At 73.5% G+C, this 12,464-nt stretch carries 12 protein-coding genes; 5 read left to right on the forward strand and 7 right to left on the reverse strand.

All coding sequences use genetic code 11. The annotated features are described in order from the left end of the window. Position 1: 1 nt before the first annotated feature. Both ABD211_RS30770 and ABD211_RS30775 read right to left on the reverse strand, forming a co-directional pair. A complete protein-coding gene (locus tag ABD211_RS30770; RefSeq protein ID WP_344139412.1) occupies positions 2 to 1,426 on the reverse strand; it encodes an aminotransferase class I/II-fold pyridoxal phosphate-dependent enzyme in 1,425 nt (474 codons plus the stop codon). A 15-nt stretch (positions 1,427 to 1,441) separates the two neighbouring features. After that, complete coding sequence (locus tag ABD211_RS30775; RefSeq protein ID WP_344139415.1) at positions 1,442 to 1,873, reverse strand: hypothetical protein; 432 nt, start codon at positions 1,871 to 1,873, stop codon at positions 1,442 to 1,444. Positions 1,874 to 1,916: 43 nt separating this feature from the next. Between ABD211_RS30775 and ABD211_RS30780 the strand changes: the two genes are divergently transcribed. Continuing rightward, a complete protein-coding gene (locus ABD211_RS30780; protein WP_344139418.1) occupies positions 1,917 to 2,408 on the forward strand; it encodes a GNAT family N-acetyltransferase in 492 nt (163 codons plus the stop codon). A 3-nt stretch (positions 2,409 to 2,411) separates the two neighbouring features. Here the strand turns inward: ABD211_RS30780 and ABD211_RS30785 are convergent, their stop codons facing one another. Genes ABD211_RS30785 through ABD211_RS30795 form a run of 3 tightly spaced genes read right to left on the reverse strand, consistent with a single transcriptional unit; the run spans position 2,412 to position 5,688 of the window. Next, positions 2,412 to 3,629, reverse strand: a complete 1,218-nt coding sequence (locus ABD211_RS30785) for an MFS transporter (RefSeq protein WP_344139421.1) — start codon at positions 3,627 to 3,629, stop codon at positions 2,412 to 2,414. Continuing rightward, the gene (locus ABD211_RS30790) at positions 3,626 to 4,903 is read right to left on the reverse strand and encodes a GH1 family beta-glucosidase (RefSeq protein ID WP_344139424.1); all 1,278 of its coding nucleotides are present in this window, start codon (positions 4,901 to 4,903) and stop codon (positions 3,626 to 3,628) included. The genes ABD211_RS30785 and ABD211_RS30790 overlap by 4 nt, the downstream gene beginning before the upstream one ends. Before the next feature lie 56 nt (positions 4,904 to 4,959). Next, positions 4,960 to 5,688: a M50 family metallopeptidase gene (locus tag ABD211_RS30795; protein WP_344139427.1), complete on the reverse strand. Its 729-nt coding sequence runs from the start codon at positions 5,686 to 5,688 to the stop codon at positions 4,960 to 4,962. A 69-nt stretch (positions 5,689 to 5,757) separates the two neighbouring features. Between ABD211_RS30795 and ABD211_RS30800 the strand changes: the two genes are divergently transcribed. Then, positions 5,758 to 6,354 carry a hypothetical protein gene (locus ABD211_RS30800; RefSeq protein WP_344139430.1) on the forward strand — a complete coding sequence of 199 codons (597 nt, stop codon included), beginning with the start codon at positions 5,758 to 5,760 and terminating at the stop codon, positions 6,352 to 6,354. Here the strand turns inward: ABD211_RS30800 and rph are convergent. Further along, the gene (rph, locus tag ABD211_RS30805; protein ID WP_344139433.1) at positions 6,351 to 8,945 is read right to left on the reverse strand and encodes a rifamycin-inactivating phosphotransferase; all 2,595 of its coding nucleotides are present in this window, start codon (positions 8,943 to 8,945) and stop codon (positions 6,351 to 6,353) included. The genes ABD211_RS30800 and rph overlap by 4 nt on opposite strands. A gap of 91 nt (positions 8,946 to 9,036) precedes the next feature. Continuing rightward, positions 9,037 to 9,774: a CDP-alcohol phosphatidyltransferase family protein gene (locus ABD211_RS30810; protein ID WP_344139436.1), complete on the reverse strand. Its 738-nt coding sequence runs from the start codon at positions 9,772 to 9,774 to the stop codon at positions 9,037 to 9,039. Between the two features lie 74 nt (positions 9,775 to 9,848). Here ABD211_RS30810 and ABD211_RS30815 point away from each other — a divergent pair, with 74 nt between their 5' ends. Genes ABD211_RS30815 through ABD211_RS30825 form a run of 3 tightly spaced genes read left to right on the forward strand, consistent with a single transcriptional unit; the run spans position 9,849 to position 12,290 of the window. Next, positions 9,849 to 10,817, forward strand: a complete 969-nt coding sequence (locus ABD211_RS30815; RefSeq protein WP_344139439.1) for a zinc-dependent alcohol dehydrogenase — start codon at positions 9,849 to 9,851, stop codon at positions 10,815 to 10,817. A gap of 7 nt (positions 10,818 to 10,824) precedes the next feature. Continuing rightward, positions 10,825 to 11,223 (forward strand): 6-pyruvoyl trahydropterin synthase family protein, encoded by a 399-nt coding sequence (locus ABD211_RS30820; protein WP_344139443.1) that lies wholly within the window; start codon positions 10,825 to 10,827, stop codon positions 11,221 to 11,223. Beyond that, positions 11,220 to 12,290, forward strand: coding sequence for a glycosyltransferase family 4 protein (locus ABD211_RS30825; RefSeq protein ID WP_344139446.1), 1,071 nt, complete (start codon positions 11,220 to 11,222; stop codon positions 12,288 to 12,290). Before ABD211_RS30820 ends, ABD211_RS30825 begins: the two co-directional genes overlap by 4 nt. The last annotated feature ends 174 nt before the right edge of the window (positions 12,291 to 12,464 follow it).

The following is a 12,464-nucleotide window of genomic DNA, read 5'->3' on the forward strand; positions in this document are numbered from 1 at the left end:
GCTACGCGTCGCGGACGACCTGGAGCGTGCCCAACGTCGGGTCTGCCGCGTACGCGATGCGGGTTCCCGCGTCACGGGCCGCGCGCAGGCCCGCCAGCAGACTTTCGGTGACCACCTCACCCGGGACCAGGACCGGGACGCCGGGTGGATAGGGGGCGACGACCTCGGCGCACACCCGGCCGACCGCGCGATCCGCCGGGACCGTCTCGTGGTCGGCGAAGAACGCGTCCCGGGGCGTCATGGCGGCCTCCGCCGGCGCTCCCCACTGGATGGCCAGCCCGACCGGCCGTGCCGGCCCGCGATGACGCTCGACCAGGCCCACCAGCGCGTCGACCAGGCGGTCCACCGACTCGCGCGTGTCGGCCAGGGTGACGATCGGGACGATGGTGTCCCGGTCGGCCATCTCCACGGGTACGCCCGCCGCGATGAGGTCGCGTTCCACCGCGATGCCGTCGGCGCCCGTGCCGGAGAGGATCACCACGAGCTTGGCGGGGTCGAAGCGGCCCGCCGGGAAGCTCTCCGGGCCGGGCACCAGCAGCCCCGCCGTCCGGCGCAGCCGCGCGTGGGCGTCCGCCACCAGGCTGAGGAGCGAGTCGAGCAGTTGCGGGCCACGGGCGGCGAGCAGGGCGCGCGCGGCGTCCGTACTCGCCAGGATGGAACCGGCGGGGGAGGTGGTGTTGCCGGCCTCGAAGGCCCGGTCCAGGCGGTCCGGGTCGAGGCGGTCGGTGCGGGCGAGCAGCAGCGACGCCTGGCTGTACGCCGGCAACGTCTTGTGGGCGCTGGTGACCAGCGCGGCGGCGCCGACCTGCAGCGCGTGCGGCGGCAGCGACGGGTGGAAGCCGAAGTGGGCGCCCCACGCCTGGTCGACGATCACCGGGACGTCCGACGCGGCGATGAGTGCGGGCAGGTCGCTCACCGTGCCCAGGTAGCTGGGCTCGACGAGGAACACGGCACGGGCCGACGGGTGCGCGGCGAGCGCACCACGCAACGCTTCCGGAGATACACCCGAGGGGATGCCGAAGCGTGGGTCCACCGTCGTGGGCAGCCATACCGGGTTCAGGCCCGCGAGCACCAGGCCGAGCAGCGTCGACCGGTGCGCCGAGCGCGTGACCAGGACCGTGTCGCCCGGGCGCCCGACGGCCAGGGCGATCGCCTGGTTGGCGTGGGTGGAGCCGCCCGTGGAGAAGCGGCACCAGTCGGCGCCCCACAGCGCGGCGGCCCGGGCCTCGGCGTCGGCGAGCGTGCCCCCGGCCAGCTTGACGGTGTCGAGGCCGCCGAACAGCGGCACGTCGCTGGCCACGGCCGCGCCCAGCGCGGGCCACAGGCGCGCGGCGGCCCGCTTGTGGCCGGGGATGGTGAACGGCGTGACGCCGCCGTCGACGTAGGCGTGCCACGCGGCCAGCAGCGGGGCGTCGTTGATCTCCACGCCCGCAGCGTAGGCCTATCCGGCCGGAGGTGGCTTCGGGGCGAACCGTGGTAGTGCCGCGATCGCGCCGAAGACCAGCACGAACAGGGCCCCGATCACGATCCGGGCGCCCGTGCCGTCGACATGTCGCGACATCAGCAGGCTCGCGACGCACATGGCCAGCAGGCTGACCGGCAGGCCGATCATCGCGATCACGTGCGGGCGGCGCAGCCGGAGGAACCGTCCGACCAGCCAGGCCCCGCCGACCGAGGCCGGGATGCCGATGCCGAGCGCGAGGAGGACCATGATGCCCAGGTAGGCGGAGTCGCTCTCCACCGACGGCAGCCCTCGGCCGATCACGTCGCCGGCCCAGAGCGCGAGCGGGACGGCGATGAGCATGGCGCCCGCGGCGACGAGGCCCATGACCGCGCCGCGCCATGCGCGCGAGAGCGGGGCACCGGGGGTCACGCGGCAATTATGGCAATGGATGTCCACGGGTACGCTCGTGGGCATGTTGCACGGGGACAACGTGGCGTTGCGGCCGGCGGTGCTGGCGGACCTGCCGGAACTGGGCCGCATCCAGGCCACACCGGAGGTCGCGGCCCAGTGGGGACACGACGCCATCACGGCGGCCGACCTCGACGAGCCGGACACGGAGGTCTTCGTCGTCCTGCTCGACGACCGGATCGTCGGGGCCATCCAGTGGTACGAGCACGCCGACCCCGACTTCCGCCACGCCGGCATCGACATCTACCTCGACCCGGCCGTCCACGGGAAGGGCCTGGGCACGGACGCGGTCCGCACGATGGCCCGCTACCTGATCACCGCGAAGGCGTTCCACCGGCTCATCATCGACCCGGCGGCGGCGAACGCCCGCGCGATCCGCTGTTACACGAAGGTGGGTTTCCGCCCCGTCGGGATCATGCGCCAGTACTGGCGCGACCCCGAGGGCGTGTGGCGCGACGGCCTGCTCATGGATCTGCTGGCCCACGAGCTGACGTAGGGCCTACGCGACGGAGCGCACCCGGTAGATGAACACGCCGCCGAGGAGCGTGACGACCGCGGTGAGCCCGTACAGCACGGGGTAGCCGCCGAGGCTCGTGACGATCGGGCCGGCCAGCGCCGGCGCGAGCACCTGCGGCGCCGAGTTCGCGATGTTGATGATGCCGAGGTCCTTCGCGCGGCCCGTGGCGGTCGGCAGGACCTGGGTGATGAGCGCGGCGTCGACGGCGAGGTAGATGCCGTACCCACCGCCGAGGACCGCCGCCGCCACGACGGCGACCGGCCAGGTCGGCGCGACCGCGAGCAGCACGGCCGCGACGGTCATCACCACTCCGGACGTCACCACGTAGGAGCGCCGGCGACCCGAGCGGTCCGAGCGTCGGCCGGCGAGCACGGTCGTCGCCATGAGACCGCCCGTGTAGACGAGGATCAGGATCAGCAGGCCGGTGTCCGGGTCGGCCAGTCCCACCGCGTCGGTGAGGAAGTACAGCAGGTAGAGGGTGCCCAGCGCGTTGCCGAGCTGGACCAGGAAGCGGGTGCCGAACGCCCAGGCGAAGTCCGGGTGCCGGCGCGGGCTGATCCAGAACGTCCGCGGCGAGAACGGCGGCCGCTCGTCGCGGGCCAGCGGGTCGTCGGCGGTGAACAGCGGGAACGGCAGGGTCAGCACCGCAACGGCGATCGCGGCGGCGAGGTAGCCGGCGGTGACCCCGGAGACGACGACGGTGACCAGGATCGTGCCGAGGACGACGCCGAGGACCTGCGGTATGCCGATCCAGCCGGACACCGCGCCGCGCTGCGTCACGGGCACCCGGTCGGGCACGGCGGCGGTGAGCGAGGCGAGCATGGCGTTGAGGCAGACCTGCACGAAGATCCAGCCGACGGCCACGCCGGCGACGGTGCGCGGCAGGGTCAGCAGCACCAGGCCCAGCGCCCCGAACAGGCCGCCGAACAGGGTCCACGGGTGCCGCCGGCCGAACCGGCCCGTCGTGCGGTCCGACAGCGCGCCCGCGAGGGGGTTGACGACGACGGCGGCCAGCGCGCCGAGGCCGGTGACCCAGGCGAGCGCCGTCTCCTTGCCGCCCGGCGCGATCCCGGCGAGCTGCTCGGGCAGCAGCACCTGGATCGGGGTGAAGAAGCCCAGCCACACGGCCAGGTTCGTCAGGGTCAGCAGGGCCACCCACCGGCCCCGGACCGGGGTCGTCGGCTCGGCGAGGGCGCTCACCGGTGGGCCGCGATGTGCTCGCGCAGCCACGCATACGACGCCTTGGGCGTGCGTACCAGGGTGGTGAAGTCCACGTGGACGAGGCCGAACCGCTTGCTGTAGCCCTCGGCCCACTCGAAGTTGTCCAGAATGGACCAGACGAAGTACCCGCGCACGTCGACGCCTTGGGAACGCGCGGCGGAGACGGCGCCGATGTGGCCGGCGAGGTAGTCGATGCGCCGCTGGTCGTTCGGGCTCTCGGCGTAGGCGCAACCGCTCTCGGTGACGTACATCGGCAGGCCGTAGTCGGCGTGCAGGCGGCCGAGCAGCTGGCGCAGGCCCTCCGGCACGACCGGCCAGTCGAAGTCGGTGACCGGGTAGCCCTCCAGCGCCACGATGTCGAACGGCAGCCCGCCGTCCGGGTCGCCCGGCGCCCGTACCCCGGTGGGGTTGTAGTAGTTGACGCCCAGCGCGTCGAGGGGCGCCGCGATGATCTCCAGGTCCCCGTCGCGGACCGGAAGATCAAATCCTTCGGGGTACCCGCGACCGGTCAGCGGATCGGTGAAGAGCCGGTTGTGCAGGGCGTCGTAGGCCGCCCCGGCCCGGTGGTCCGCCTCGGTGTCGCCGAGGACGACGACGGGGGAGTAGTTGTTGGCGAGGGTGACCGGGGCGCTGGTGCGCCCGCGCAGGGCGGCGACCGCCAGGCCGTGGCCGAGGAGCTGGTGGTGGGCCGTCGGCAGCGCGTCGAACATCAGCGTCTGCCCGGGGGCGTGCACCCCGAACGCGTGCCCGAAGACCGTGTGCACGAACGGCTCGTTCAGCGTGATCCACATGCCGACCCGGTCGCCGAGCCGGGCCGCGACCAGGTCCGCGTACTCGGCGAACCGGTACGCGGTGTCGCGGTTGAACCAGCCGCCGTCGTCCTGCAGCGCCTGCGGCAGGTCCCAGTGGAACAGCGTCACGACCGGGTCGACGCCCTTGGCCAGCAGCGTGTCGACGAGCCGGTCGTAGAACGCCAGGCCAGCCTCGTTGGCCGGGCCCTTCCCGTCGGGCTGCACGCGCGGCCAGGCCACCGAGAAGCGGTAGGCGTCCACGCCCAGGTTCGCGATGAGGTCGACGTCCTCGGCGTACCGGTGGTAGTGGTCGCAGGCCACGTCGCCGGTCTCCCCGGTGACCACGCGTCCGGGCTCGTGCGCGAACGTGTCCCAGATCGAACGGCCCCGCCCGTCCTCGTCGACCGCGCCCTCAATCTGGTACGAGGCGGTCGAAACACCCCACACGAACCCGTCGCGCATCCGTGACACCCCTCACCACAATGTGAATAGTGCTCGGATGTTAGCTACGGGTGTGGCTAGTTGAACAGGGACGAGTCGCGGGTCGCGGCGATCACGCCGAACAGCGACGCGGTCAGCGCGATGGCGCCCAGGCCCACCAGTAGGAAGACGGTCACCCACGCCCCGCCGGACAGCGGGGTCAGCCGGGCGAGCTGGTCCGCGTCCGACGAGCGCGCCTGCCCGCGCCGCCGCTGCGCCTGCAGCTCGAACACCGGCCGGATCCCGCCGATGACCAGGAACCACACCCCGGTGTACGCGAACGCGGCCTGCCACGTCGAGTCCGCGTACCAGGACACGGCGAACAGGACGCCGCCCGTCACGAGCACGGACAGCACCCCGTAGAAGTTTCGGATCATCACCAGCATGAGTACGGCCAGCAGAATGCCCAGCCAGAGCAGCAGCGTGAGCCGGCCGGTCGCCAGCAGGGCCGCCCCGGCCGCGCCGAGCAGCGACGGCGCCGTGTAGCCGGCGGCGAGACTCAGCACCATGCCCGGTCCCCGGTCACGCCCACGGGTGAAGGTCAGCCCGGACGTGTCCGAGTGCAGCCGGATGCCCTCCAGACGACGGCCGCACAGCACCGCCATCAGGGCGTGACCGCCCTCATGCGCGATCGTGACGGCGTTGCGGACCCAGCGCCACGACCGGCGCCACATCACCAGCACCAGGGCGATGGCCAGGGTGGCGACGACGGTGCTCATCGGTGGCGCGGGCTGCACGCGCAGCACCCGGTCGAGGAGGTCGAACATCGCCACACCGTACACATCGGCGCTCGACGCCGGATGCCCTGGCGGCCGCCCGACTGGCATGATCGTCGGGTGAGCGAACTCCCCTTCCACGCACACCTGCCCATCGGCGAGCAGCTCGCGCCGCCCACCGACGGCATCCCGTACTGGGAGATCTGTCCCTACGACGGTGACCTGCGCATCAAGGTGCTCGACGAGCCCGTGCTGCCGGAGCCGCCGCGCCACGGCGAGGCCGGCGCCGACGACTGCAACTGCACCAAGTCGCCCGACGAGCGGGTGATCTGGACGGACGGCCAGTGGGTCGTGCGGCACATGGGCGAGCCCGGCACGGTGCCGACCGTGATGCTGTCGTCGGTCGGGCATTTCGACCTGAGCGACATGCCGGCCGAGGTCGCCGCGACCATGGGCACGATGATCCAGCGACTGGAGCGGGCCGTGCTGAGCCTCGGCGGGCTCGGCCGCGTCCACATCAACCGGTGGGGCGACGGCGGCGCCCATTTCCACATGTGGTTCTTCGGCCGGCCGATCGGCATGATGCAGCTGCGCGGCACGTGCCTGCCGCTGTGGGAGGACGTGCTGCCCAACATGCCGCACGACCTGTGGGTGTCCGCCATGACCGCTGTCGGCGAGGCGCTGGCGGCCGGCGGGGGCGAGGCCCGCCCGGTTTAGCCGGGCAGGATCTCGACGTACCCCTCGGTTCCGTGCACGCGGATGCGTTGCCCGTCGCGGATCAACCGGGTGGCGTCGACCACGCCGACGACGGCCGGCAGGCCGTACTCGCGGGCGATGACCGCGCCGTGGGTCATCATGCCACCGACCTCCGTCACCAGGCCCGCGATGGCGACGAAGAGGGGGGTCCAGCTGGGGTCCGTGTAGGGCGTGACGAGGATGTCGCCCGGCTCGAGGTCGGCCTGCGCCAGGTCGTGGATGACGCGGGCCCGTCCCTCCACGGTCCCGGCGGAGACCGGCAGGCCGACCAGAGCGCCGGCCGGCAGGTCGTCGCGTCGGTACGCACCGGTGATGGCCTCACCCTCCGAGGTGAGCACCCGCGGCGGCGTGAGCGACTGGTACGACCGGAACGCGTCCCTGCGCCGGTCGATGAGGTCGTCATCGACGCGGTTCGTCCGCATGACGTCGTACAGCTCGGCGAACGTCAGGTAGAAGATGTCCTCCCGCTCGCGGAGCACGCCGGCCCGCACGAGGCGCCCGGCGTCCGCCAACAGGGCCTTCTTGTACACGAAATAGCGGCTGACCATGCCGTACTTCGGGTACTCCCGGTACCCGATGAAGGTGCGTACCAGGTCGATCTTCTGCTTCGTCTGCTCGGCCCTACGCTCGCCGTCCGGCAGGGCGCGCAGGCGCTCCAGCAGCTCCTGCTCCTTCTGCCGGGCCTCCTGCCGGCCCTGCTCGAAGTGCCGCGCGCCGGCTCCCGGCTCGAAGGCGCGGACGTTGCCGAGGATCAGGGGCACGAGCGTGTCGGGGCGTTCGCGCCACCGCGGCCGGGTGATGTCGATCTCGCCGACGCAGCGCATCCCGTACCGGTCGAGCCAGGCCTCGATGGCGTCGCGCGCCTCCCGCCCGCCCGCGAGTCTGGGCAGCTCGTCCAGGAAGCCCTCGTCCTCGACCTGCCGCAGGAACGCCACCACGTCCGGATGCGGGCGGATCACGTCGGCGACGTCGAGCAGCGCCAGCCCCATCTCCGAGGTGACGTTGTGGGGCACGGACTGCGTGAGCGTGTCCGCGGCGTTCTGCACGCCCAGCCACTCCGCCAGGTGCTCGTTGAGCCACCACGTGGCCTCCATCGCCGACATGAACACCTGGTGGCTGCGCCGGTCGAACAGGACCCGCCGCAGCTCCTGGATATCGTCCCGGATGAAGTCGAGCAGCGCCTCGCCCGACAGCGTCGCGATGCCCCGTTCCGCGGCGGCGATGGACGCCTGGGTGCCCTCGATCAGTTCGGTGACGATGGCCGGGTCGGGCTCGATCGGGGCCGGCGCACCGCCAGCGAGGGGCCCGGGGGAGCCCTCGCCGTCCAGCGGTCGGATGAAGCCGTCGCGCGCCAGGACGGTCCGGATCGCGTCGGTGGTCAGAGGGTCGGACTTCCCCATGAGCTCCAGGAGGGCGGCCCGGCTCGCCGGCGCGGCCAGCCGCTGGGTGACGTCGACGAACAGGCGGCCGCCGGCCTCGGCCATGGGCGCGGGGGTCGTCAGCTGCCAGAACGAGAGCCCCAGGGGCTTCATGGCGTCGGTCATCATCTGCTGGTGGCCGACGGAGACGTAGACGTGGTTCTCCTGGTCGTTCGCCTCGGGGATGGGGAACAGCGTGGTGATCGGCCGGCTCTGCACGATCTGGAAGTCGTCGTCGACCAGGCACCATTCGATGTCCTGCGGGCGGCCGAAGTGCGCCTCGATCCGCCGGCCGAGCCGCGCGAGCCGCACGACCTGCGCGTCCGTCAGCGCCGGCTCCCGCTGCCGCTCGGGCTCAATCGCCACGTCGCGCGTCCCGCCCGCCGCCGCGGCGACGATCGCCCGCTGCTTGGTGCCGACCGTCCGGTCGACGACCCGGCCGTCACGCACCTTGTAGACGTCCGGGTTCGCGAGGCCGGAGACCAGGGCCTCGCCGAGACCGAAGCCGGCCTCCACGGAGGCGACCTTCCGGTTGCCCGTGACCGGGTCGGCGGTGAACAGGATGCCGGCCGCCTGCGGGAGGACCATCCGCTGCACGACCACGGCCATCCGGACCGCGCGGTGGTCGATGCCGTTGCGCCGGCGGTAGGTCACGGCGCGCTCGGTGAACAGCGACGCCCAGCACCGGCTGACGTGGCGGAGCACCGCGGTGGGGCCGATGACGTTCAGGTAGGTGTCCTGCTGGCCGGCGAAAGAGGCCGTCGGCAGGTCCTCCGCCGTGGCGCTGGACCGGACAGCGTAGGCGGCCTGCTCGCCGAGCCCGGCGAGCGCGCCGGTGATCGCCGCCGCGAGATCGTCCGGGATGGCGGTCTCTTCGATGGTCCGGCGGATCTCCGCGCTGACGGTGCGGATCGCCTCCCGGTCTTCCGTGTACAGCCGGTCGTCGATCGACGGCACCTCCGCCATGATCCGTCGGAAGGCGTCCGTCGTCACGCAGAAGCCGGCCGGCACGTCGACGCCGTCGATCCGCGACAGCGCGCCCAGGTGCGCGCCCTTGCCGCCGACGACCGCGACGCGCGTCTCGTCAACCTCGTGCAGACCCACGACGTACTGATCGCTCACCGTGCCCCCCATGGCCGACGATTCTGCGACCCGCCCCGGGTCTTGCCGCAAGGCCCCCGCAGCGATATACGTTAAGGGTGGCAGGGAGTTCACTCTCCCTGCCTTATTTGTGCCGCGACATCTGGGCGCGGGACCAGGTCGGCGGCGGCGACGCGCGTCCACGGCGCGCCCGCCACTGCCACACCACGTCGCGCCCGAACGACTCCACCAGCAGGGCCAGCGCCACCACCAGCGCGACCGTCGCCGCCGGGCCGGGCAACGCGGCGGCCGCGACCAGCACGATCCCCACCGTCGCCGCGACGACCTTGCGCCAGTAGCGCGGCGGCAGCCGCAGCCGTAGCCACGGCAGCGCCCAGCTCGCCGCCACGTACGCGTACCGCATCGCGCCCAGGGCCAGCACCCACGCGCCCGCCGACCGGGCCACGTACGCGCTGAGCACCATGATGAGGAACGCGTCGGTCTCCATGTCGAACCGCGCGCCCAGCTCGGACACGGTGCCGGTGCGCCGGGCGACCTGCCCGTCCACGGCGTCCAGCACCAGGGCCACGATCGACAGCCCGACCACCACGCCAACCGGGACGAGCCGGAAGAACGAGTCCGCGACCAGCGCGGCGACGCCACCGACCAGCACGGCCCGGGTCAGGGTCACCGCGTCGGCCGGGCCGAGCCGGCGTACTCCCCGGAGGTTGAGGCCGCGCGTGAGCGCGGCGCACGTGACCAGGGCGCAGGCCAGCCCGGCGGCCCAGCCCGCCGGCCCCAGGCCGACGGTGACGGCGAGGCCCGTGAGCACCACGACCTGCCCGGGTACGCCGAAGAGCGGATCTCGCCGAACCGTCAGCATGGCGCCTCCGTTATGTCGGGTGACAACCTCTGCGGGGACACGCGTCCCGCCGCGACCCGGTTCGAGGGAGGCCCGTGACGATCCCCGCGCGCGCGTACTGGCTCGCCTCGCCCGGTGTCGGCGAGATCCGGTCCGCGACGGTGCCCGAGCCCGGCCCCGACGAGGTGCTCGTGCGGACCAGGTACACCGGCGTGAGCCGGGGCACGGAGACGCTGGTCTTCCACGGTCGGGTGCCCGGGAGCCAGCACGAGATCATGCGCGCGCCGTTCCAGGAGGGACAGTTCCCCGGGCCGGTCAAGTACGGCTACCTTAACGTCGGCGTCGTCGAACGCGGGCCCGCCGCGCTGCTCGGGCGTACCGTGTTCTGTCTGTACCCGCATCAGAGCGCCTACGTCGTCCCGGCCGACGCGGTGACCGTGGTGCCCGACGGGGTTCCGGCCCGCCGGGCCGTGCTCGCCGGCACGGTCGAGACCGCCGTGAACGCCCTGTGGGACACCCCGCCGCTGCTCGGCGACCGGGTCACCGTGGTCGGCGCGGGCATGGTGGGCTGCTGCGTCGCCGCGCTCGCCGCGCGGGTGCCCGGCGTGCGGGTGGAGCTGGTCGACATCAACCCCGACCGGGCCGCCGTGGCCGCCGCGCTCGCCGCCGGCTTCGCCGCGCCCGAGCGGGCCGCACGCGGACGCGACCTCGTCTTCCACGCCAGCGCGACGTCCGCCGGGCTGACCCTGTCGCTCGACCTGCTGCGCGCGGAGGGCACGGTCACAGAACTTTCCTGGTACGGCGACCGCGAGGTGACCGTGGCGCTCGGCGGGGCGTTCCACTCGCGACGGCTGGGCATCCGGGCCAGTCAGGTCGGCACGGTGTCGCCGGCGCGGGCCGACCGGTCCTATGGTGACCGGTTGGCGCTCGCGCTGGAGCTGCTGCGGGATCCGGCGTTCGACGCGCTGCTCACGGGGGAATCGCCGCTGGCGCGGCTGCCGGAGATCCTGGCCGACGACGCGCGCGCGGATCTGGTCCACGTCATCACCTACGACGGAGAGTGAGCCCCAGATGTTCAGCGTCACGGTCCGCGATCACATGATGATCGCTCACAGCTTCCGGGGCGAGGTCTTCGGACCCGCGCAGCGGCTGCACGGCGCGACGTTCATCGTCGACGCCACGTTCCGCCGCGCGGAGCTGGACGCGGACAACATCGTCGTGGACATCGCCCGCGCGGCCGAGGAGCTCAGCCACGTCGTCGGCGCCTTCAACCTGCGCAACCTCGACGACGACCCGGCGCTGGCCGGCATGAACACGACGACCGAGGCCCTCGCCAAGGTGATCGCCGACCGGCTGGTCGACCGGGTGCACGCCGGCGCGCTCGGCGCGGGCGCGCACGGCCTGGCCGGCATCTCGGTGACGCTGCACGAGTCGCACATCGCGTGGGCGAGCTACGAGCGCGCGTTGTGAAGGCCGCGCACCTCGTCGTCCCCGCGGGCGTGGCCGATCCGGCCGCGCCGAGCGGCGGCAACGTCTACGACCGGCGGGTCGCCCGCGGGCTGGCGGACGCCGGCTGGTCGGTGCGCGGGCATCCGGTCGGCGGCGGCTGGCCCCGTCCGGATCCGGCGGCGCGGTCGGCGCTGTCCGGCGTGCTCGGCGGGCTGCCGGACGGGTCGGTCGTTCTGGTCGACGGCATCGTCGCGTCGGCCGCGCCGGCCGAGCTGGCCGCGCACGCGGGGCGGTTACGGCTGGTCGGGCTGGTGCACATGGTCTTCGGCGACGCGTGGGCGGACCTGCGCGCGGGCGAGCGCGAGGCACTGTCCACCATGGCCGCCGTGGTGACCACGAGCGGATGGAGCCGCGACCGGCTCGGCGCCGCCTACGGGATCCCGTGGGGCCGGCTGCACGTCGCGCCGCCCGGCGTGGACGCCGCGCCGGTGGCGCCCGGGTCCCCGTCGGGCGGTGAGCTGCTCTGCGTGGCCGTCGTCGCCCCGCACAAGGGCCACGACGTGCTCGTCTCCGCGCTGGCGCGGCTGGGCGGGCTGTCCTGGCGCCTCGTGTGTGTCGGCGCGCTCGACCGCGATCCGGCCTTCGTCGACGGGCTGAGCCGGCGGGCCGCGACGCTCGGCGTGGCCGACCGGATCTCCTTCGTCGGGCCGGCCGTCGGCGCTGACCTCGACGCCCGGTACGCCGCCGCCGACCTGCTCGTGCTCGCCTCGCGCGGCGAGACGTACGGGATGGTGGTGGCCGAGGCGCTGGCGCGGGGCACGCCCGTCGTCGCGACGGACGTCGGCGGCGTGCCCGAGGCGCTCGGCCGGACCCCCGACGGCGACCCGCCCGGGCTGCTCGTGCCGCCCGACGACCCGGACGCGCTGGCGGGGGCGCTGCGGCGCTGGCTCACCGACCCGGCCCTGCGCGACAACCTCCGGACCTTCGCCCGTACGCGTAGAACGACGCAGACGGGCTGGGCCGAGACGGCCAGACTCGTCTCGTGCGCCCTCACCCCGGAGTCCACGAACGCGAGCGTGGCCCGATGACCGACCTGGTCGTGCCGGTCCGCCGCGACGACAGTCGGGCAGAGCACCATGGCTGACCTGGCGTCGACCGCCCTGCTCACCCCGCCTGCGGCGCCCGGCCCTCCGGCCGCCCCGGCCGGCCCCGCCATGCCGCGTTCCGTGGGCGCGACCGCGCCGGCCGGTCGGCGCTGGTGG

Source organism: Luedemannella flava, from assembly GCF_039528515.1.
Classification (GTDB): domain Bacteria; phylum Actinomycetota; class Actinomycetes; order Mycobacteriales; family Micromonosporaceae; genus Luedemannella; species Luedemannella flava.